Consider the following 19,965-nt stretch of genomic DNA (forward strand, 5'->3'; position numbering starts at 1 on the left):
GCGTGAACCGCGCGGCGGCGAACGGAGGGCGGCGTGCGGTCGGTGCCCGGGTGCGGCGGGCGCTGACCGGCGCACTCGCGGCGCTGCTGCTGCCCGCCGGGTGCGGCCTGCCGGAGCTGGCCGACCTGCCGCTGCCCGGCGGCGCCCCGGCCGGCGCCGGCTACACCGTCACCGCCGAGTTCAGCGACGTGCTCGACCTGGTGCCGCAGGCCGCCGTCAAGGTCGACGACGTGACCGTGGGCAGCGTGGAGAAGATCTGGCTGGCCGGCTGGACCGCCCGGGTCCGGCTGCGGATCGACCGCGCGGTGCGGCTGCCCGCCAACGCCACCGCGGCGGTGCGCCAGAGCAGCCTGCTCGGCGAGAAGTACGTGACGGTGGACGCGCCGCCCACCGGGGCGTCCGGTCGGCTCGCCGACGGCGACGTCATCCCGCTGTCGCGCACACAGCGCGGCGCCGAGGTCGAGGAGGTGCTCGCCGCCCTCGGTCTGCTGCTCAACGGCGGTGGGCTGGCCCAGCTACGGACGATCAACGAGGAGTTGGCCGGGGCGCTGGACGGGCGGGAACCCGCCGTCCGCGACGCGCTGCGGCAGCTCGACACGTTCGTGGGTGGCCTGGAACGGCAGAAGGCCGACCTGGTGCGTGCCATCGAGGCGCTCGACCGGCTGACCGACCGCCTGTCCCGGCAGCGGCAGGTGGTCGGCGAGGCGCTCGACTCGCTCGCACCGGGGCTGACCGTGCTGGCCGACCAACGCGCCCAGCTCACCGCCGCGCTGACCGCCCTCGGTGAGCTGGGCCGCGTCGGCACCCGGGTCGTCAATCGCAGCCGGGACGACACGCTGGCCGGCGTGAGGGCGCTGCAACCGATCCTGGAGCAGCTCGCGCGTGCCGGGGACGATCTGCCGAAGTCGCTGGACTTCATGCTGTCGTACCCGTTCCCGCCGAACGTCACCGGCGCGATCGTCGGCGACTTCGTGAACCTCTCGATCACCGCCGACCTCGACGCCGCCACCATCCTGGCCAACCTGGTCGTGGCGGGGCCGCCACCGGAACGTGCGACGGCGCGGCCGTCCGCGCCCGGCTCCCGCCGGCCGCCGTCCGGAGGGAGCCCGACCGCCCCGCGTCCACGACCCGACGGCCCCGATGACGACGAGAAGCCCGCGCCCGAGGTGCCGCCGTTGACCGGGTGTCTGCCCGACCTGAAGCACTTCCCGTCCACCTGGACGCCGCCCACCGACTGCCTGCTGCCGAAGGGCTGCAAGCTGCTGAAACCCGGCTCGGAGGTGCCGCTCGGCGGGTTGATCCTGCCCAAGGGTCTGGTGCCGCCCGGCACCGCGTTCCCGGCTGGGACGGAACTGCTCCCCGGGACGGTGCTGACCGCCGAGTGCCTGCTGCCGGTGACCGGCGCGGTGACCGGGCTGATCGGTGATCTGGATGACGTGCTGGGTGGAGGGTTGCTGCCGTGATCGGACGTACCACGAAGCTCCAGGTCCTCGTGTTCGTGCTGGTGAGCCTGCTCGGTATCGGGTACGTGGGCGTCCGCTACGTCGGGCTCGGTGACCGGCTGCTCGGCGCCGGGTACCTCGTCCACCTCGACCTCGCCCGGGCCGGCGGCATCTTCCCCCATGCTCCGGTCACCTACCGCGGCGTGCCGGTGGGTCGCGTCACCGCCGTGGAACTGCGCGACGGGGGTGTGCGGGCCGACCTCCGCATCCAGCGCGGCGTACGGGTCCCCGTGGCGCTGCGGGCGGTCGTCACGCAGCGCTCGGCCGTCGGCGAGCAGTACGTCGACCTGCGCCCGGACCGGGACGGCGGTCCCTACCTCACCGACGGTGCGGTGATCCCGGCCGATCGCACCGGCGTTCCACTCGCCCCGGAGACGCTGCTGACGAACCTGGACGCGCTGGTGCGCTCAGTGGACCCAGAGGACCTGACCGTGGTCGTCAGCGAACTGGGCGCGGCGTTCGAGGGCAACGAGCAGGCCCTGGCCCGCATCCTCGACGCCGGCGACGCGTTGCTCGCCGACGCCGCCGCGCGGCTGCCCGAGACACTGGCTCTGATCCGCGACGGGCGTACCGTGCTGACCACCCAGGCCGAGTCGACCGAAGCCCTGCGCCGCTGGTCGGCGGGCCTCGCAGCGCTCGCGGCCACGGTCCGCTCCGCCGACCCGGACCTGCGCCGGCTGCTCGCCGAGGGCCCGCCGGCCGGCGCGGAGCTGCGGGCGTTGCTGCGCGGGCTGGAGCCGACGGTCGGCACCCTGCTCGGCAACCTCGTGACCACGGGCGGGATCGCCGCCCGGCGTCTGCCCGGCATCGAGCAGCTGCTCGTGGTCTATCCGATCGCCGTGGCCGGCGGCTTCACGGTCACCCCGGGCGACGGCACGGCCCACCTCGGCCTGGTGCTCAACGTCAACGACCCGCCCTCCTGTGTGTACTCCGACGGCGAGAAGCGGTGCACCGACCGGGACCGAGCGGCCGGCGGAAGCGTGCGCGGCGCCGGCAACGCCCCCCGCCCGGGCGGCCCGAAAACTTCTCCGGCATCCGGTGCCGCTGGACCGTCGCCGGCCGCCGTCGTCGGGTACGACCCCGCGAGCGGCCTGGTGCTCGGCTCGGACGGGCGACCGCTGCAGTTCGGCGGCACCGGCGGGCAGTACCGCACGGCCGGAGACCAGTCGTGGAAGCAGTTGCTGCTCGCCGGGGTGACACCGTGACCGGCGACGACGAAGGAGGTGACGGCGTGCCGACCCGCAGGGAGCGGACGTTCAGAGTGATCAAGGGGGCGAAGGCCGGCACGCCCGGCCGGCCCGTGCGGCGCCGGATCGTCACCCGGACCCCTCCGGTCCCGGCCGGACGCATCGAGGATGTGCTGGAGCGACTCGACCAGGAACCGGTGGAGGACCCCCTGGAGGCCGGTGACCTGACGGTTGTCGGGGACCCGGCCGAGATCGAGGACCTGCCGGACCCGACCGTCGGCGACGGTGACCGCGGACCCGCGGCCGATCGGGACGTGTCGGCCGTCGACGGCGAGGCCGCGACCGACCCTGCCCCGGCCGGGCGGACCGCCGGTGACGGCCGTCGGGGCGCCGGCTCCGGTCGCCGTCGCGCCCTCGCCGGCCTGCTGCTGGTGCTGCTCGCCGCGACCCTCGCCGCTGCCGGGGTGTACGGGCATCGCTGGTACTCGGCACGGGCGACCGAGCAGTCCCGGCAGGGCGCTCTCGCCGCCGCCAAACAGGCGAGCGTCAACTTCGTCTCGGTGAGCGCGGCGAGCGTCGACCGTGACCTCCAGCGGATCACCGCCGGCGCGACCGGTGAGTTCAAGGAGGAGTTCACCCGCGGCCAGGCGCAGGTGCGCACCGCCGTGGTGGAGAACAAGGTGGAGTCGCAGGGCACCGTGCTGCGCGCCGGGCTGGTGTCGGGTGACCGGCGGCGGGCGGTGGTGCTGGTCGCCGTCGACGCCACAGTGAAGAACGTCAAGGCGCCACAGGGCCGGCCGTCGCACTACCGGATCCAACTCGACATGGTCCGCGACCGTGACTCCGGTGACTGGCTCGTGGCAAAACTGCAGTTCGTCGGTTGACGCGGAGGAGGTCCGTCATGCGTGTCCCGCGCCTCTCGCGGCGAGCCGGTGCCCCGCACCGCCGCCGGGTCCCCCTCGTGGCGGCGCTCGCCGTCGCGACCGTGCTCGCGGCGGCCGTCGCGGCCCTGGGCTGGTACGGCGACCGGACCGTCGCCCGACGCGACGAGGCGGTACGGCAGGCACTGGCCACCGCGCCGGCGGCGGCGAAGGCCATCTTCTCGTACGACTACCGCACGTTCGACGAGAGCGTCGCGAACGGGCGGACCTTCGCCACCGGCGCCTTCGCCGACGAGTACGCCAGGACCACCGCGACCCTCAAGGAGACGGCCGGCAAACAGCAGGCGGTGGTGCTGGCTGAGGTGTCGGCCACCGGGGTGGTGAGCGCCGAGGCAGACCGGGTGGAACTCCTCGTCTACCTCAACCAGTACCGGCGTAACGTCAGCACGGCGGGGGAGAAGGTCGACCAGAACCGGGTGGTGCTGACCCTGGTGCCGGTCGGTGACGAGTGGAAGGTCGCCCAGGCCACGGCGATCTGAACCGGGCTGTCGCTTCCCGCCGGTCGGCTCAGCCGCCGCGGCGACCGTCGTACCGGCCAGCCGAGTCGGTGAGCTGCCAGAAGTCGGCGGGAAGCTGGGTGATCACGTCGTCGTACGCGCCCGGCGGGATGGCCTCGCGCAGCGTGTCGAAGACCGCGCGCACCCCGTCCCGGGCCGTCGAGTCGTCCACCTCGGCCCGGCCACGCACCTGGTTGATGAACGAGGTGAAGCTGAACCGGCCGGTCTCCCCGGCGGGCCCGTGGGCGTACGCGCGCAGTTCCTCGGGGAGCTGGGCGGCGAGATCCTTCGCCTCCCCGCTCTCGATCCGCTCGGCCAGCGTGGTGAGCGTGGCGCGCGTGATGGCCGTCGCCTGCTCGGGCGAGGTCCGCAGTCGCTTCGCCACCGAGTCGATGAACTCGCTGTTCTCCACCTTCGCGGCCTTTCTCTCCGACGGACAGCGGCGACTACCCGCGCGCCGGGGGCCGCAAACCGCGGCGCGGGACGTCCGCGGTGCGGGGCGGGCGCGACCCGCCCCCGTCAGCCGGACGCGTCGACACGCCGGACGGCCAGGACGGCGACGTCGTCCGCGGCGGCGGCCTCGGTGAGCAGGGCCGCCATCGCCCTGCTGCACATGGCGTCGGCCGGCTGGCAGGTGAGCGAGCGGCGCAGCAGGTCGACGCCTTCGTCCAGTGCCCGGGTGCGGCGTTCGATGAGGCCGTCGGTGTAGAGGAACAGGCAGCCGCCGGGCGCCAGTTCGGCGCGCGTGGTGCGGCGGGGCGTGTCCCGGTAGGCGCCGAGGGGGAGGTCGGGGACGACCTCGATGATGCGGGTCGGCTCGCCCGGCTCGGCGACGAGCGGCGGCAGGTGACCGGCGCTCGACATGACCATCGTCCGCAGGCTCGGGTCGAGGACGGCGTAGATCACGGTGGCCATGGCGCCCGGCTCGAAGAGCTGCACCTTGCGGTCGAGGCGGGTGAGGACCTCGGCGGGGTCGTCCGTCTCCAGCGCGTACGCGCGCAGGGCGCTGCGGATTCGGCCCATCACCACGGCCGCCCGCAGGCCGTTGCCGGCCACGTCGCCGATGGTGATTCCGATGTGCCCGGACGGCAGGGGGAAGAGGTCGTACCAGTCGCCGCCCACGCCGACCTCGGTGCCGGGCACGTAACGGGCGGCCACGTCGAGCCCGGGCACCGCCTGCGGACGTGCCGGCAGCAGGCTCCGCTGGAGAGCCACGGCGGCGGCGCGGTCGAGGCGCGACATCCGGGCCTGCGTCGCGAGGCTGGCCCGGTCGGCGACCAGCCGGAGCAGCTCGACGTCGTCGGGTGTGAAGCGCCGCGGGGTCAGCGTGCCGACGTGCAGGACGCCGATGACCTGCGCGCCGTTCAGCATGGGCACGCCGAGCACGGAGACCACACCTCGGGTGACCAGGATGGGGTTGAGCACGGTCGTGTCGTCGACCCGTTCGATCATGACCGGTTCGCCCCGGGCCGCCACCGTGCCGGCGAAGCCGCGGCCGACCGGGAGCCGTACGCCCTGCCGGACCTCCTGCTCGAGGCCGCTCGCGGCGGTGGCGACCAGCTCGGTGCCGGTGGGGTCGACAAGCAGGATCGCGGCGGTGTCGGCTCGGAGGAGGTCGCGGGTCCGCTCCAGCAGCTCGTCGAGCAGGTCCTCGAGGCCGAGCTGGGAGAGGGCGGCGTCGGTCACGCTCTGGAGCCGGCGAAGCTTCTCCTCGCTGCCGGCGTGTGAGATGTCACCGTTCATCACCATCGCATCCTCGACCGCCCGTCCGTCCCTGCCGGAGGCGTTCCGTCCCGGCGCGAAGCCGCCCCTTCCTGCCGCAATGCGTTACCCGCCCTCGGGTGCGCAGAGATGGTCCCACACCCCGGTCATGCGCAGGAGTTGGCGGACGATCCCCTGGGCGTTGGTGACGTGGTAGGGCTTGCCGTGTTCGTCGGCGAGCCGTCGCCCCCGGAGCAGCACGTTGATCCCGGCCGAATCCAGGAAGGTCACCTCACCGAGATCGACGGTGACCGCCGTGGAGTCGCCCCGGACGGCGGCCTCGACCTCCCGCTGCAGGTCGTCCGCGGTGGACAGGTCGACCTCACCGCGCGCCATCACCGTGACGACACCGGTGTCACGGTGTTGGGAGAACGACAGCGCCACGCCGCGCTCCTCCTCTCGCTGCCGATGCTGGGCGAACGTGCTGACTTTATAGTGAGGCACCGGCAGCGCGCCGTCTCCGGCGCGTGACGCCGGCGGCGGTTAATCTCCGGCGATGAGGACGTTGTGGATGTGACATCACCCGGAACACCCCGTCCCGGTGCGGACGGGGCGACGCTGCACGGCGTCACGGCGCCCGGTGTCGCCGCCGTACGACACCGCGTGACGGACGCGGCACTGGGCGTGGGGCTGGCGCCGGAGCGGGCGGAACAGTTCACCATCGCCGTGAACGAGGTGATGATCAACGCCATCCAGCACGGCGGGGGCAGCGCCGACGTCACGGTCGAAACCAGCCCGGGTGCGGTCGTCGTCACGGTCCGGGACCACGGCGCCGGGATTCCGGGTGACCTCTCACCCCGCCTGCCGTCACCGCAGACGCTGGGCGGCCGCGGGCTCTGGCTGGTGCACCACCTGTGCGAGAACGTGACCATCGACACCTCCACCGCCGGTACCGTCGTCACCTTGAGCGCCGCCGTGTCCCACCGTGTGACATCCGACCGCCCCGTCGACACCCGCTGATCGCCTCCGGGTGAGTGGCCGGCCAGGTCAGACGTCCGTCGGCCGGGCGACCGCGCTGGGCGAGGCCGGTGGGCGGCGCCGGACCGCGCCGGGCGAGGCCGGTGGGTGGCGCCGGGCGACGCGCCATGCTGGCCCCTCCCGCGTACGCAGAAGGGGCCCCGCGGCGCGGTGCCGGCGCCACGGGACCCCGTCCGGGTGGGGGTTTCTCAGTGGGACAGGGACGCCGTCCGGGCGGCCTCCTCCTGGGCCCGCCGCTCCTCACCGCTGAGGGTGTGCAGCGGCTTCTCCCGGATGAAGAAGACCACGACCATGGCGAGCAGGGCCAGCGGCGCGCCGATCAGGAACAGCTCGGCGGTGGCGGTGCCGTAGACCTCCTGCACGACGCGCAGCACCGGTTCCGGCAGCAGGGAGAGGTCCGGCACCTCGGCGGTCGAGCCTCCACCGGCCGCGGCCGGGCCGAGCTTCTCGGTCATGAGGTCGGTGACCCGGTTGGCGAGGACGGCGCCCAGGGCGCTCACGCCGATCGCGCCGCCCATGCTGCGGAAGAACGTGAGCACCGACGTGGCCGCGCCGAGCTCGTGGGCGGGCACGTCGTTCTGCGCCGCGAGGACCAGGTTCTGCATGAGCATGCCGACACCGATGCCGAGCACCGCCATGTAGATCGACAGGACGACCAGGCTGGTCCCCGCGTCGATCGTGCCGAGCAAGACCATGCCGACGGTCATGATCGCGGCTCCGGCCACCAGGTACGCCTTCCAGCGACCGTACTTCGTGATGAGCTGCCCGGCGACGGTCGACGAGACGAGCAGGCCGAAGACCATCGGGAGGCTCATGAGGCCCGCCACCGTCGGCGACTTGCCGAGCGAGATCTGGAAGTACTGGGACAGGAAGACGGTGCCGCCGAACATCGCGAGGCCGACCAGCACGCTGGCGATGGTGGCCAGCGAGACCGTGCGGCTCCGGAAGATCTCCAGCGGGATGATCGGCTCGGCGGCCCGGGACTCCACGTACACCGCCACCGCGAGCAGGACGACGCCGCCGATGACCATCAACGCGGTCCAGCCCGACGCCCAGGCGAACTTGTTGCCGGCGAGCGACGACCACACCAGCAGCACGGAGACGCCGGTCGTGATCAGCGCGGCGCCGAGCCAGTCGATGCGGACCTCGCGGCGGACGACCGGCAGGTGCAGCGTCCGCTGGAGCAGGAAGATCGACAGGAGGGTGAACGGCACGCCGATCAGGAAGCACCAGCGCCAGCCGAGCCAGGACGTGTCGACCAGGACGCCGCCGATCAGCGGGCCGGCGATGGTGCCGACACCGAAGACGGCGCCGAAGATGCCCGCGTACCGGCCCAACTCCCGGGGCGGGATCATGGCGGCCATCACGATGGTGGCCAGGGCCGTCATGCCACCCGCGCCGATGCCCTGGACGATCCGGCTGACGAGCAGCACCTCGACGTTCGGGGTGAGACCGGCGATCAGCGAGCCCACCACGAACAGGGCCAGGGACAACTGGATGAGCAGCTTCTTGCTGTAGAGGTCGGCCATCTTGCCCCAGAGCGGCACGGTCGCCGTCATGGCCAGCAGTTCGGTGGTGACGATCCAGGTGTAGACGGTCTGGCTGCCGTTCAGGTCGGCGATGATGCGTGGCAGCGCGTTCGCCACGACCGTGGACGCGAGGATCGACACGAACATGCCGACCATCAGGCCGGAGAGGGCCTGGAGGACCTCGCGGCGGGACATGCGTGCCGCGCCGACCTCGGGAGCGTCGGCGGGCGCGGTGGGTAGGGACATCAACTTCCTCACGTTGTCGCAGCGGCAGGTTGCGGGGTGGCGGTGCGGGGGTCGGGCAGGCCGGCGGCGAGCGCCTCGAACACCTCGTCGACCAGTTCCGCCAGCGAGCGGGCGCCGCCGGCGGCGGCCCAACGGAGCATGGCGGTGCGGAACGCGGCGCCGGTCACGGCCACGAGCAGGGCCGGAAAGCCGTGGTCCGGGGGTACGCCCACCCGGGCGGCGACGGCCTCGATCATCGCGCGTTCGACCTCGGCGCCGGCGGTGACCAGGCGGGGCAGCAACGAAGGGTTGCGCTCGATGACCACCATCCGCAGCAGCCAGCTCTCCCGGTCGGCCTGGATCCGTTCGATGACCCCGGTCATGGCCGCTCGGACGGCCGCGAGGGCGGGCACGTCGGACGGCACCTCGGCGAGGTCTGCCACGAACCGGGCGCTGTCGACGGACGGGTCGGCGATGAGCGCGTCGTCCTTGGACGGGAAGTAGTTGAAGAACGTCCGCGAGGAGACGTTCGCCGCGGCGCTGATCTCCTCCACCGTCACGTGCTCGAGACCGCGCTCGGCCACGAGGCGCAGCGCGGCGGTGGCCAGCGCCTCCCGGGTCTGTCGCTTCTTGCGGTCCCGTAGCCCGTCGGCAGGGGAGGGCGGGGAGGTCACCGGGCAACGGTACGGACGATCTTTCAGCTCGCGCAAACTTTCACCCAGTGAAGTGACCATCACCACCCCCGGGGGGCGCACACCCTCCCGGGCCCGCACCCTCCCCGGTGATCATGAAGTTGTTGCCATCGGCATCGGCGTGTCGTGGCAATAACTTCATGATCAACGCGGGTCTGGGCCCCCGGGGGGCGGGGGTGTCACTCCTCGTTCAGGGCGTTTCGGAGGTGGTGGCGGGGACCGCGGCTGACCACGAACTCGGTCACCGCGGTGACCGTGCAGATCACCGCGAGCCACCCGAGCGCCGCCAGGGCGGAGATCCGGGCGGTTAACGGCACCATCACGAGCAGGACCAGCACCGCGACGAGCCGCGGCCAGACCACCGGCAGGACGAGGCGGTTCAGCCGCAGCTGGAACATGGCGTGGGCGAGCAGGTACAGCGCGACGCCGCCGTACATGGCGTACCGGCCGAACGCGTCGAGCGGGTCGCCGCGATGGTGGGCGGGCGCCGCCCCGACCAGGGCGGGCACGTGCTTCAGGCCGGCCGCCAGCAGGATGATCCCGGCGATCATCGGCAGGTGCAGGTAGCTGTACGCGTCCCGGGCGAGGCCCACCCGGCCGTGCTGGTCGGCGTCCCGCAGCGCGTGCTCGCCCACGAGCGCGGAGAGGTCGAGGTAGATCCACTCCAGTGCCGCCGCGACGACGACGGCGAGGGCCGAGGCCTCGATCAGGCCGCGTGAGTTCGGGATGTCGGCGCCGGCGATGCCGATCGACACCAGCACCTCGCCCAGCGCCACGATGATGATCAGGCTGTGTCGTTCGGTCCAGTGCCGGGCCGAGAAGATGGCCCGCTCGGGTACGGGCAGCGCCAGGGCGGCGCCGTAGTCGACGCCGATCGCGAGCACCCAGAGCGCCACCTGTCCCCAGCGCACCGTCGCGTCGTCCAGCCCGGATCCGGGCAGCCGGGCGGCGATCAGCAGCAGGCCGACGGCCAGCAGCATCGGCACGGTGAGCGCCACGGCGTCGCGGGCCCGCAGTGGCGTGGACGCGTAGAGGCGCAGGGCGAGGTAGAAGAGCCGCAGGACGAAGAACGTCGCCACGAACACGGTGGGGGTGTACGGGCCGCCGCCCGGCGCGTCGCGGAACGCCTCCCGGGTGTTGACCGCCAGCACGAACATGACCGGCACCGTCGCGAGCAGCACCAGCCGCACGCAGCCGTAGTTCGCGCGTACGCGGTTGCCCAGCCAGGCGAAGAGCGACCACGACCACCACAGCATCGTCAGGACGAGCAACCCGTGCAGCACGCCCAACTCGTTCGTCCCGCCGGTCATCAGCGTGGTGACCTGGATGAAGGCGAAGACGAAGACGACGTCGAAGAAGAGTTCGGCCGTGGTGACCCGGGTCTGCTCGGTCACCGGCCGCAGTCCGCGGCGCAACGGTGCGGTCAGCGGGGTGGCCCCGCCCGGATCAGGTCCGCCCACCGGTGACGTGCGGGTGCGATACCGGAACGGTCACGGACGCCTCCTCGCTCTGCCGGGCTGCTCGGGCGCGCGTTCCCGCCGGCCCGCCCGGCAAACCGCCGGGCGCCGTTCCGCCGCCCGGCAAACCGCCGGGACCGGTCAGGACTCCTCCGTGGGCGCCGTGTCCCGCGCGCGGGCGTCCTCGTCGGTCATCGCGTCCTCGTCGGTCTCGGCGGGCTGCTCGGGTTCGCGGCGCTCCGCCCGCTCCGGCCGGTCCGGAACGGGCTCGTGCTGCTCGTCGGAACCCTGCGACATCCGCCCCTCCGCTGCCGTGTGCCGCCCGCGGTGCGCGGGCCCGCTCCGGATACCCGTGACCGCCCCGCCGACACCCGAGTTGCCGGCGACCGGCGACACCGCGGACCCGCCGGTTGTGTGGGACGCACTCATATGGACTGTGATGCATGTCTCGGTACCGTCGGCGCACGCCGGGCGTTCCCGGCGTCGGGCGACAGGAGTGCATCATGAAGCTTCGCTGGAAGGCCCTGGCCGCCGCCGTCGGCCTGCTGCTCGTGCTGCCGCCGGCGGGCGCCGCGCGCGCCGCCACCCTCTACACCGTCCCGCCGGTGCCGGGTCCGCTCCCCACCTACCACGTCTCCTCGGTGTACGTCGCGGGCGTCTCCTCCGGCGGGTACATGGCCACGCAGCTCCAGGTGGCGTACTCGGGGCGGATCCGCGGGTCGGCCGTCTTCGCGGCGGGCCCCTACTACTGCGCGCAGAACACGGTGACCCAGGCGCTCTACGCGTGTGGCGACAACGTCTACCCGACCTACCTGCCGACCCTCGAGGCGTACACCCGCACCTGGGCGTCGTACGGCTGGATCGACCCGGTGGGCAACCTCGCCGCGCGCCCGGCGTACGTCTTCCACGGCAACTCCGACGCCACCGTGCGCACGTCGGTCACCGACGACCTGGTCCGCTACCACCAGCACTTCGGGGCGAGCGTGCAGTACGACAGCGGCTCGGCGGCCGGCCACGCCTGGGTGACCCCGTACGGCACGGGCGGCTGCACGGTCACGGCCGCACCGTTTCTCAACAACTGCGGCACGGACCCGCAGAACGCGTTCCTGCGCAAGCTCTTCGGCGCGGTGCAGGCTCCGAACACCGGGCCGCTGCGTGGCACGCTGATCCGCTTCGACCAGAACAGCTTCGCGGTCAACGGATGGGCGCCGGGCCTCAGCATGGACACCGCCGGTTTCGCGTACGTGCCGCCGTCCTGCGCGGCCGGCCAGTCCTGCCGGCTGCTGGTCGCGCTCCACGGCTGTCTGCAGGGTTACGGCCGGGTCGGCACGGCCTTCGTCGACCGGGCCAACCTCAACCAGTACGCCGACACCAACAACATGATCGTGCTCTACCCGCAGGCCGTCACCTCGGCCGTGAACCCGAACGGCTGCTGGGACTGGTGGGGCTACCTGGGCGGCACGAACTACCCGATCAAGGGTGGCGCCCAGGTCGAGACGATCATGAACATGGTCCGCCGGCTCGACGGCTGAACCGCCCGTCGACGGGGACGCCGTCCGACCCGCGCCGGCCCGGCCAGCCGTGGCCGGCGCGGCCGTGTCACCGCTCGGGGTGGCGCCGGACGAAGTCCTGGTACGTCTCGTTGGCCAGCTCGATCTCCCGGATCTCGGCCTGGCGCAGCTCGGCCGCCGCCCGGGCCTGCGCCAGCCGCAGCTCGTGACGCCGGTCGCGGGCGCGGGCCCACCCGCGCGCGAGCCCCCAGGCGATCCAGCCGCCGCAGGCCACCAACCCGGTCAGCGCGAAGGCGAGGAGAAAGTCCACGGTGGCACCCCTTCCGGTCAGCCGACGTCCCGCCGTGCCGTGAGCCAGATACCCAGCCCGAACGTGACCAGCACGTACCCCAGCAGGACGGCCACGGGGAGCGCGGCGTTGCCTGATTCGAGCACACCCGGCGTGCCGCCGTCGAACTGCGACCGCGCTCCCAGCGCGCCGGCCAGCGCGCCCGAACTTGGGGCGAGCAGCAGGTTCCGCACCGCCGTGAGCGGGCTCAGCACGAGGGCGAGCCCGCTCACCGCGTTCTCCAGCACGAGCGTCCAGACCAGGCCGACCGCGATGGCGGTGGCGGTGCTGCGGAACGCGATGGCGAGCAGGAACCCGAGCGCGGCGTGCGCCGTGCAGATGAGCCAGGCGGCGGCCACGGCGGCGGCCAGCCTGCCCGGCGACGGCAGGCTCGGGGCGCGCCCCTCGACGAGCGCGATGACGGTGGTGACCGCGGCCAGCGCCGCGAACGTGAGGACGGCCAGCAGCAGGGTGAGGACGCAGAGCGCCACGGCGTGGCCGGCCGTCACCTGCCACCGGCGGGGACGCTGCGTGAAGATCAGGTTCAGCGTGCCCCAGCGGTACTCGTTGCCCACCACCAGGGCCCCGAGGATCACCACGATCGCGCCGCCGAAGAGCGGGAAGAGCCCGATCCCCGTGGTGACGAGTTGGCCGGGCAGTACGCCGTCCAGCAGCGACGCGGCGGCGTCGGCCTGCTCCGGGTCGCCGGCCAGCGTGAGGTGTACGAGGTAGGGGACGCCGATGCCGAAGACCAGGGCCAGGGCCGTCCAGGTGAGCGTGACCGTCCACACCGCCGGCCGTTTCCGGTCGGCGAACCAGGCCGCGCGTACCGAGGCGATCATCGCGTGCCTCCCGTCGTCGTCGCGTCCGCCAGGACCGGCTGGTCCGGGCCGGTCAGCTCCAGGAAGGCCTCCTCCAGCGAGTGCCGCACCGGCCGGAGTTCCGTCACGTCGACGCCCGCCTCCACGAGCCGGCGGTTGAGCTCCGCCGCGAGCGTCGGGGAGGCGGTGACCCGAAGCCGCCCGTCGACGACCTCGACGGCGCGGACGGCGGGATGCCCGCGCAGGCAGGCGACCGCCTGGTCGACGGGGTCCGCGCCGATCAGCAGCGACCCGTCGCCGAGGACCGCACGCAGGTCGTCCGGGCTGCCCTCGGCGACCAGCCGGCCCCGGTTGATCACGCCGATCCGGTCGCAGACCTGCTCCACCTCGCCGAGCACGTGGCTGGAGAGCAGCACGGTGCGCCCGTCCCGGCGCAGCGAGCGGAGCAGTTCCCGCATCTCCGCGACGCCGGCCGGGTCGAGGCCGTTCGTGGGTTCGTCGAGGATCAGCAGGTCCGGTTCCTTGAGCAGCGCGGCGGCCACGCCGAGTCGCTGCTTCATGCCCAGCGAGTACGTCCGGAACGCCGAGCGCGCCCGCCCGGTCAGCCCCACCTCGGCCAGCGCGCGGTCGGCCGCGGCGTCGGGCACGCCCGCGTACCGGGCGGCGAGGCGCAGGTTGTCCACTCCGGACAGGTGCGGATAGAACGTCGGCGACTCGATCAGGGCGCCCACGCGGGCGAGTTGGCGCGGTGTGCCCGGAGGCTGGCCGAGGACCGACACGCGACCGGACGTCGGCCGGACGAGCCCGACCAGCATCCGCATGGTGGTCGTCTTGCCGGCGCCGTTGGGCCCGAGGAACCCGAAGACCGCACCCTGCGGGACCCGCAGGTCGAGGTCGTCGACCGCGGTGATCCCGCCGGGATAACGCTTCGTGACCTCGTGCAATTCGATGGCGAAACGGTCATTCCCCAACGGACTGCCGCAATCGATCGAAGGTGCGCACTGGCTCGTCGACGGGATTTCGTGCACCGTTCATGCGAGAGTCCTTCAAATTCCGGCCGCGGACGTTTATTGCGTACCGTCAATTAACTGTGGCGACAGCGTCGAGTGCCGGCGGACCCGCACCGACGCCGGAGGGGTGACGTCACCCCGGTGTCGCGCCGGCCCTCGCGAGACAACGATGTAAACGCTCCTGACCTGCGGTGGCGCGGACGACGCCCACAGGGTAGCGGAGGTTGATCGGCTCGGGAAGGGCCTTCGGCTATCGACGGCCGCAGTTCCTGTCTTAGCCGCAGCTCACTGCCGTGCAATTCACTTCTGCCACTATCCGACTCGAAACAATCTGTTGACGTACCAATCGATCTTGGGCAGCATGAAGGCACTTTCGATTCGATGACGATCGTTGGCCGAGGAGCCCGGATGAGCCTGCCACCGGACGGTGCACGGACCTTGGAAATGCGGCCCAAACTGCGCCACGACGTGGTCTTCCTGGACGCGCCCGCCGGCGCGTACCTCCGGGGTCCGGACACGGCGTTCCTCATCAAGGGGCGCTCGGCGTTCCGGTGGCTGACGACGCTGAGCCCCTACCTCACCGGCGAGCACACGCTGGCGCAGCTCACCGCCTCCCTGGACCAGGGGCAGCGGCAGACCGTCGTCAGCCTGGTGCGCGCCCTGCTCGACCGGGGCTTCGCCAAGGACGCCGGGCGCCGCACCGATCTGCCGGAGGCGGTGGCCCGACGGTTCGCCCCGCAGATCGAGTTCGTCGACCACTTCGCCGACGACCCCACCGGCCGATTCCAGCGCTTCCACACCGCCCGGGTCGTGCTCGGGGGCGGGGGAGCGGTGCTGCTCGCCGCGGCGGGCGGCCTGCTCCGCAACGGGTGCCTGCACCTGGACCTGCACCCCGACGACGACCCCGCCCGGTACGCCGACGCGCTGCGCGCCGAGGTGGCGGAGCTGCGCGCCGACGGGCTGGCCGCCGAGGTCCGCGTCCACGACGGACCGGTCGACCCCGGCGGTGCGGACGCCGTGCTGCTCTGCACCGACCGGGCCGGGCTTCGCGGGCTGGCCGACCTGGCGCGCACCTGCCACCGGGACGGTCCGCTGCTCGTCCCGGTGGTCGTCGACGACGACCGTGCTGTGCTCGGTCCGGCGGTGTCCGCCGGGACGACCCCGTGCTGGTTCTGCGCCCAGCTCCGGCTCACCGACGGCGCCGACCCGGCCGCGGCCGCCGAGTTCTGGCGCCAGCTCGCCCTCGGCGCCGGTCCCGACCGGCCCGCGCCGCTGCCCGAGGTGACCGCGCGGATGGTCGGCAACGCCGCCGCGTTCGAGGTGTTCCGCGCGCTCACCGGGGCGCTGGCGGCGGACACCGCGGGTGGCGTGCTGCTGCTCGACCGCTCCACCCTGGAATCCGTCCGCGAGCCGGTGCTGCCCCACCCGGCCTGCCCGGTGTGCCGTGACGTCGCGGTCGCCGGGCCGGTCGAGCCCGCCGGCTCCGAGGAGGAGACCTACCAGCGGGCGCAGGCCCTCGTGTCACCGAACGCCGGGGTCTTCACCCGGTTCGTGGACGACCCGCTCGAACAGGCGCCGCTGAAGACGGCCCGCCTGCGGCTGCCCGGCCGGCGCGGGCCCCGCGAGCTGACCGCGTTCGACGTGCACACCGTCATGGGCGCCCGGCTCGCCGCCTACCGGGTGGCCGTGCGGGACCACGCCCTGCGGTACGCCGACCCGGACACCGGCGTCGTGGCCACCGCCGCGCAACTGGCCGACCGGGGCGAGCACCCGGTGCCGTGGACCGAGCTGGACACCGCGACCGGCGCGGTGGCGTACGACCCGGACCGGCCGCTGCGCTGGCTGCCCGCGACGGTGCTGGGCGGCACGGGCACCGTCTGGGTGCCCGCCGGGGCGGCGCTGCCGACCTCGGCCGCCGACGGCGAGGGTCTCACCGAACCGACGGTGGCCGGCGCGGTGGCCGCCGACAGCCTCGACGACGTGATCGACCAGGGGCTGGCCGACGCGCTCGCCTACCGCGCGCTGACCGCCGCCCTGCGCGGGGCCTCCGGCCTCGTCCGCCTCGCCGACGAGGAGCTGACCGGCGACGACGACACGGCGTTCGTGCTGAAGGCGGCCCACCGGTTCGGCCGCCAGGTCGCGGCCTACGTCCTGCCGGGCGCCGCGCCCGCGTACGCCGTCCTCGCCGTCACCGAGGAGCCGGACGGGGGCCGGCGCGACTGGCGGCTCGCGGCGAGCTTCGACCCGGTGACCGCCCGGCGGGCGGCCCTGCGCGAGCTGGTGGGGCTCATCCAGGTGCGGCACTTCGAGAACACCGAGCCCGATCTCGGCGCGCCGGTCCTCGCCGACCTCGACCCGGTGGTGCTCACCGCCACGGCGGCCGAGCCGTCCGGGACCGCGCCGGCGGCGGGCGGTCGCACCGACCGCGCGGCGGTGCTGGCCGCGCTGGCCCGGCGCGGGACGAGCGCCCTCCTGGTCGAGACGACCACCCGAGACGTCCGCGCCACCGGGGCCTTCCGCAGCGGCGTCGTCCTGCTGCGCACCGACGGCCGTACGGCCGCCTGAGCCACCACGTCAGTGGTCCGAGCGAGGCACGCACCCTGGAAGGAGGTGGACACATGCCGATCACCCTGAACGACGAGCTCCGCGAGCTGGAGACCGAGACCTTCGAGATCGAGGAGGTCGAGGACGGCGGCGAGGCGCTCGCCGCCAGCAGCTCCAGCTGCTCGTGCTCGAGCTGCTGCAGCTGCAGCACGTCGAGCTGCTGCAGCACCAGCACCAGCACCTCCAGCTGCGGCTGACCGGGTGACCGGGGTCGAACCCCGACGCTGACGAGACCCGGTCCCGGTGGGACCACCGCACGACGCACCATCCGCCGCCGGCCGACACCGGCGAGTAGCCCCGCGCGCCTCCGCTGGAACCACCGTGGTGGTGCGGACAGGACCCGACCGGAACCGGCACCGACCGCGGCTCAAGGAGAGGCCCGTGACATCACCCCTGGCAGCCGTCACACTGCCCGACTCGGTCCGTAGCGAACTGCGCGACCTGCAGGCCGAGACGTTCGAGGTCGAGGACATCGCGGATCTGACCGCCGACCTCATGGACATCTGCAGCAGCAGCACCAGCACCTCGAGCTGCTCCAGCTGCAGCACGTCCAGTTGTTGCAGCTGCACCTCGTCGAGTTGCAGCAGCACGAGCTGAGCCACGACCCCGCACGGCCGATCCGGACGGACGTGCGGTGGCGGGGCCCGGACACCCCCGGAGGGAGGTAGACGAGATGCCCGAACTGACCGAGGAGCTGCGCGCACTGGAGAGCGAGACCTTCGAGATCGAGGACGTCGACGCGATCGACGCCATGGTCATGGACTGGTCCAGCTCCAGCTGCTCGTGCTCGAGCTGCTGCAGCTGCAGCACGTCGAGCTGCTGCAGCAGCAGCACCAGCACCGGATGCGGCGGCGGCTGACCGTCCCACCGCAACCGTCCCCGCCGGCGAGCCACGCCGGCGGGGAGCCCCGGTCCCCACACCCCGCACCGCAGCGACCAGACAGGTGAACCCGCATGATCGTCGACGTCCGGACCACCTCCACCGCCTGGGACGCCAGTCTCAAGCAGCTCGGCGAGGCGTTCCACGAGCGACTCCCGGACCGCGCGGAGCGGCCGTCCGACCCCGACACGCCGCCGGCCGGGGTCACCGTCCGCATCGCCGCCCTGGGGCTCGCCGACGCGTACGCCGACACGGGCGACGGCCTCACCGGCGACGTCGTCCCCATCTGGCTGCACGGCGCGACCGCGCTGGTCGGCCCCCGCTGGTCCGGCGACACCGACCGGCACCCCGGCCCGTGCCCGCTCTGCGTCCAGCGCCGCTGGCAGGCCATCCGGCTCCGCGAGGAACGACACGCCCTGGAGCACGGCGCCCGCGTCGGCGTGGTGGCTCCGCTGCCACACCTGACCCCGTTCGCCGTCGAGGCGCTCTGGGACCTGCTGCGGCAGGCGTGCCGGCCGGCACCCGTCCGGCCCGGAGTGGGTCGGGTCCACCAGCTCCGGATGGACACGCTGGAGACCAGCGTGGTCGAGGTGCTCGCCGACTCCGAGTGCCCGGCCTGCGCGCGCCCGCGCCCGGACACCGCCGAGGCGGCGGTGCTCACCCTCACCCGCCGGCCCAAGCCCAGCCCGACGACGTACCGGCTGCGGGCCGCCGACGAGCTGGACCTGCCGGTGGCCGCGCTGGCCAACCCGGTCGCCGGGGCGCTCGGCGGCAATGCGCTGCGCGCCTACAACGCCACGGCCACCGCGCCGGTGAGCGGGTACTTCCGGGTCCGCAGCCGCTACGACCTGCACGAGATGTGGTGGAGCGGACACGCCAACAGCTACGGCGGCAGCGAGACGTACGCCCTGCTGGAGGGGCTGGAGCGGTATGCCGGCCAGTTCCCGCGGGCCAAGCGGACCGAGGTCTTCGACAGCTACGCCAACCTCGCACCGGACGCGCTGGACCCGGCGGGCCTCGGCTACCACCCGGCGTTCTACCACGGCCACGGGCTCTACTACGCCCCGTACTCGCCGGACGAGCCGATGCACTGGGTGTGGGGGTGGTCGCTGCGCGACCGCCGGCCGAAGCTCGTCCCCGAGCAACTCGTCTACTACCTCGACCGCCGCACCGACCAGCGCAAGTTCGTCCAGGAGTGCTCCAACGGCTGCGCCAGCGGCAGCTGCCCCGAGGAGGCGCTGCTGCACGGCATGCTCGAACTCGTCGAGCGGGACGCGTTCCTGCTCGCCTGGTACGGCTCGGCGCGGCTGGCCGAGATCGACCCGGCCAGCTGCCGCGACGAGCGGGTGCACTTCATGCTCGACCGGGTCGACCTGCTCGGCTACGACGTACGCCTCTTCGACACCCGGGCCGACCTGCCGGTGCCGGTCGTGACGGCGGTGGCGGTCAAGCGCGGCGACGGTCTCGGGCAGCTCTGCTTCGCCGCCGGCGCGAGCCTCGACCCCGACGACGCGGTCCGCGCGGCGCTGTGCGAGACCGCCTCCTACGTGCCGGGCTTCGACGAGCGCGTCGCCGCCAGCGAGCCGGAGCTGCGGGAGATGGTCCGGGACTACACCAAGGTGACCGAGCTGAGCCACCACGCGCTGCTCTACGGCCTGCCGGAGATGGCCCGGCACGCCGCCTTCCTCTTCGACGACCCGCCCCGGCGCTCGATGGCCGAGCTGTACGGCGACTGGCTCGCCACCCGCCCGGCCCACGACGACCTCCGCGCCGACACCGAGTACCTCGCCGGGCTGATCGCCGGCCTCGGCGGGGACGTGGTCGCCGTGGACCAGACGTGCCCCGAGCAGGAGATCGCGGGGATCCACACGATGGCGGTGGTGGCGCCGGCGCTGGTGCCGATCGACTTCGGCTGGCAACGGCAGCGGGTGCTGTGGAGCGACCGGCTGGAGCGGTACCTGGCCCGGGGCCGGCACGGACCGGACGGGCTCGGCGCCACCGGCCGCAACCCCCACCCGCACCCCTTCCCCTAGGAGCACCGA

General features: G+C 73.3%; 21 protein-coding genes. 11 read left to right on the forward strand and 10 right to left on the reverse strand.

Going from position 1 to position 19,965, the window contains the following annotated elements; translation table 11 throughout:
* Window positions 1-2 precede the first annotated feature (2 nt).
* From D7I43_RS28540 to D7I43_RS28555, 4 genes are read left to right on the forward strand one after another with little or no spacing between them, the layout of a single operon-like run.
* Window positions 3-1,463, forward strand: a complete 1,461-nt coding sequence (locus D7I43_RS28540; protein WP_240033210.1) for an MCE family protein — start codon at window positions 3-5, stop codon at window positions 1,461-1,463.
* The gene (locus D7I43_RS28545) at window positions 1,460-2,707 is read left to right on the forward strand and encodes an MCE family protein (protein WP_120331688.1); all 1,248 of its coding nucleotides are present in this window, start codon (window positions 1,460-1,462) and stop codon (window positions 2,705-2,707) included. Before D7I43_RS28540 ends, D7I43_RS28545 begins: the two co-directional genes overlap by 4 nt.
* Before the next feature lie 26 nt (window positions 2,708-2,733).
* Window positions 2,734-3,573: a hypothetical protein gene (locus tag D7I43_RS28550; protein ID WP_158610172.1), complete on the forward strand. Its 840-nt coding sequence runs from the start codon at window positions 2,734-2,736 to the stop codon at window positions 3,571-3,573.
* Window positions 3,574-3,590: 17 nt separating this feature from the next.
* Window positions 3,591-4,109 carry a hypothetical protein gene (locus tag D7I43_RS28555; protein ID WP_120331690.1) on the forward strand — a complete coding sequence of 173 codons (519 nt, stop codon included), beginning with the start codon at window positions 3,591-3,593 and terminating at the stop codon, window positions 4,107-4,109.
* Between the two features lie 28 nt (window positions 4,110-4,137).
* On the opposite strand, the gene D7I43_RS28560 is transcribed toward D7I43_RS28555, so the two are convergent.
* The 3 genes from D7I43_RS28560 to D7I43_RS28570 form a co-directional block, all read right to left on the reverse strand.
* Window positions 4,138-4,539, reverse strand: coding sequence for a DUF2267 domain-containing protein (locus tag D7I43_RS28560; protein WP_120331691.1), 402 nt, complete (start codon window positions 4,537-4,539; stop codon window positions 4,138-4,140).
* A 107-nt stretch (window positions 4,540-4,646) separates the two neighbouring features.
* Window positions 4,647-5,870 carry a PP2C family protein-serine/threonine phosphatase gene (locus D7I43_RS28565; protein ID WP_120331725.1) on the reverse strand — a complete coding sequence of 408 codons (1,224 nt, stop codon included), beginning with the start codon at window positions 5,868-5,870 and terminating at the stop codon, window positions 4,647-4,649.
* 84 nt (window positions 5,871-5,954) lie between these two features.
* Window positions 5,955-6,272 (reverse strand): STAS domain-containing protein, encoded by a 318-nt coding sequence (locus D7I43_RS28570; RefSeq protein ID WP_120331692.1) that lies wholly within the window; start codon window positions 6,270-6,272, stop codon window positions 5,955-5,957.
* A 129-nt stretch (window positions 6,273-6,401) separates the two neighbouring features.
* Here D7I43_RS28570 and D7I43_RS28575 point away from each other — a divergent pair, with 129 nt between their 5' ends.
* The gene (locus D7I43_RS28575; RefSeq protein ID WP_275670863.1) at window positions 6,402-6,848 is read left to right on the forward strand and encodes an ATP-binding protein; all 447 of its coding nucleotides are present in this window, start codon (window positions 6,402-6,404) and stop codon (window positions 6,846-6,848) included.
* Window positions 6,849-7,054: 206 nt separating this feature from the next.
* Here the strand turns inward: D7I43_RS28575 and D7I43_RS28580 are convergent, their stop codons facing one another.
* The 4 genes from D7I43_RS28580 to D7I43_RS32865 form a co-directional block, all read right to left on the reverse strand.
* Window positions 7,055-8,641, reverse strand: coding sequence for an MDR family MFS transporter (locus D7I43_RS28580; RefSeq protein ID WP_120331694.1), 1,587 nt, complete (start codon window positions 8,639-8,641; stop codon window positions 7,055-7,057).
* Between the two features lie 8 nt (window positions 8,642-8,649).
* Window positions 8,650-9,294: an acyl-CoA-like ligand-binding transcription factor gene (locus D7I43_RS28585; protein WP_240033211.1), complete on the reverse strand. Its 645-nt coding sequence runs from the start codon at window positions 9,292-9,294 to the stop codon at window positions 8,650-8,652.
* A gap of 197 nt (window positions 9,295-9,491) precedes the next feature.
* Entirely contained in the window at window positions 9,492-10,706 is a 1,215-nt protein-coding gene (locus D7I43_RS28590) for a low temperature requirement protein A (RefSeq protein WP_158610174.1), read from the reverse strand.
* A gap of 204 nt (window positions 10,707-10,910) precedes the next feature.
* Window positions 10,911-11,066 carry a hypothetical protein gene (locus tag D7I43_RS32865; RefSeq protein WP_158610175.1) on the reverse strand — a complete coding sequence of 52 codons (156 nt, stop codon included), beginning with the start codon at window positions 11,064-11,066 and terminating at the stop codon, window positions 10,911-10,913.
* A 206-nt stretch (window positions 11,067-11,272) separates the two neighbouring features.
* Here D7I43_RS32865 and D7I43_RS28595 point away from each other — a divergent pair, with 206 nt between their 5' ends.
* Window positions 11,273-12,301 (forward strand): extracellular catalytic domain type 2 short-chain-length polyhydroxyalkanoate depolymerase, encoded by a 1,029-nt coding sequence (locus D7I43_RS28595; RefSeq protein ID WP_240033212.1) that lies wholly within the window; start codon window positions 11,273-11,275, stop codon window positions 12,299-12,301.
* Window positions 12,302-12,368: 67 nt separating this feature from the next.
* Here the strand turns inward: D7I43_RS28595 and D7I43_RS28600 are convergent, their stop codons facing one another.
* From D7I43_RS28600 to D7I43_RS28610, 3 genes are read right to left on the reverse strand one after another with little or no spacing between them, the layout of a single operon-like run.
* Window positions 12,369-12,590, reverse strand: coding sequence for a hypothetical protein (locus D7I43_RS28600; protein ID WP_120331696.1), 222 nt, complete (start codon window positions 12,588-12,590; stop codon window positions 12,369-12,371).
* Between the two features lie 17 nt (window positions 12,591-12,607).
* Window positions 12,608-13,450 carry an ABC transporter permease subunit gene (locus D7I43_RS28605; RefSeq protein WP_120331697.1) on the reverse strand — a complete coding sequence of 281 codons (843 nt, stop codon included), beginning with the start codon at window positions 13,448-13,450 and terminating at the stop codon, window positions 12,608-12,610.
* The gene (locus tag D7I43_RS28610; protein WP_120331698.1) at window positions 13,447-14,400 is read right to left on the reverse strand and encodes an ABC transporter ATP-binding protein; all 954 of its coding nucleotides are present in this window, start codon (window positions 14,398-14,400) and stop codon (window positions 13,447-13,449) included. The genes D7I43_RS28605 and D7I43_RS28610 overlap by 4 nt, the downstream gene beginning before the upstream one ends.
* Window positions 14,401-14,883: 483 nt before the next feature.
* Between D7I43_RS28610 and D7I43_RS28615 the strand changes: the two genes are divergently transcribed.
* The 5 genes from D7I43_RS28615 to D7I43_RS28635 all read left to right on the forward strand — a co-directional run bounded on the left by D7I43_RS28615 (window position 14,884) and on the right by D7I43_RS28635 (window position 19,956).
* On the forward strand, window positions 14,884-17,004 hold the full coding sequence (locus D7I43_RS28615; RefSeq protein WP_120331699.1) for a TOMM precursor leader peptide-binding protein: 2,121 nt from the start codon (window positions 14,884-14,886) through the stop codon (window positions 17,002-17,004).
* A gap of 53 nt (window positions 17,005-17,057) precedes the next feature.
* Window positions 17,058-17,240 (forward strand): hypothetical protein, encoded by a 183-nt coding sequence (locus D7I43_RS28620; protein ID WP_088993325.1) that lies wholly within the window; start codon window positions 17,058-17,060, stop codon window positions 17,238-17,240.
* 184 nt (window positions 17,241-17,424) lie between these two features.
* Window positions 17,425-17,640 (forward strand): thiopeptide-type bacteriocin, encoded by a 216-nt coding sequence (locus D7I43_RS28625; protein WP_240033213.1) that lies wholly within the window; start codon window positions 17,425-17,427, stop codon window positions 17,638-17,640.
* A 76-nt stretch (window positions 17,641-17,716) separates the two neighbouring features.
* Window positions 17,717-17,902: a thiazolylpeptide-type bacteriocin gene (locus D7I43_RS28630; protein ID WP_120331700.1), complete on the forward strand. Its 186-nt coding sequence runs from the start codon at window positions 17,717-17,719 to the stop codon at window positions 17,900-17,902.
* A 95-nt stretch (window positions 17,903-17,997) separates the two neighbouring features.
* Window positions 17,998-19,956: a TOMM precursor leader peptide-binding protein gene (locus tag D7I43_RS28635; RefSeq protein ID WP_120331701.1), complete on the forward strand. Its 1,959-nt coding sequence runs from the start codon at window positions 17,998-18,000 to the stop codon at window positions 19,954-19,956.
* Window positions 19,957-19,965 lie beyond the last annotated feature (9 nt).

The sequence above is a fragment of the Micromonospora globbae genome, assembly GCF_003610785.1.
GTDB classification, from domain to species: domain Bacteria; phylum Actinomycetota; class Actinomycetes; order Mycobacteriales; family Micromonosporaceae; genus Micromonospora; species Micromonospora globbae.

Excerpts from the sequence above, each read along its gene's own strand:
- D7I43_RS28555 (WP_120331690.1), top strand. The coding sequence starts at position 3,591 with ATGCGTGTCCCGCGCCTCTCGCGGCGAGCCGGTGCCCCGCACCGCCGC.
- D7I43_RS28565 (WP_120331725.1), bottom strand. The coding sequence starts at position 5,870 with ATGAACGGTGACATCTCACACGCCGGCAGCGAGGAGAAGCTTCGCCGG.
- D7I43_RS28580 (WP_120331694.1), bottom strand. The coding sequence starts at position 8,641 with ATGTCCCTACCCACCGCGCCCGCCGACGCTCCCGAGGTCGGCGCGGCA.
- D7I43_RS32865 (WP_158610175.1), bottom strand. The coding sequence starts at position 11,066 with ATGTCGCAGGGTTCCGACGAGCAGCACGAGCCCGTTCCGGACCGGCCG.
- D7I43_RS28595 (WP_240033212.1), top strand. The coding sequence starts at position 11,273 with ATGAAGCTTCGCTGGAAGGCCCTGGCCGCCGCCGTCGGCCTGCTGCTC.
- D7I43_RS28605 (WP_120331697.1), bottom strand. The coding sequence starts at position 13,450 with ATGATCGCCTCGGTACGCGCGGCCTGGTTCGCCGACCGGAAACGGCCG.
- D7I43_RS28615 (WP_120331699.1), top strand. The coding sequence starts at position 14,884 with ATGCGGCCCAAACTGCGCCACGACGTGGTCTTCCTGGACGCGCCCGCC.
- D7I43_RS28620 (WP_088993325.1), top strand. The coding sequence starts at position 17,058 with ATGCCGATCACCCTGAACGACGAGCTCCGCGAGCTGGAGACCGAGACC.
- D7I43_RS28630 (WP_120331700.1), top strand. The coding sequence starts at position 17,717 with ATGCCCGAACTGACCGAGGAGCTGCGCGCACTGGAGAGCGAGACCTTC.
- D7I43_RS28635 (WP_120331701.1), top strand. The coding sequence starts at position 17,998 with ATGATCGTCGACGTCCGGACCACCTCCACCGCCTGGGACGCCAGTCTC.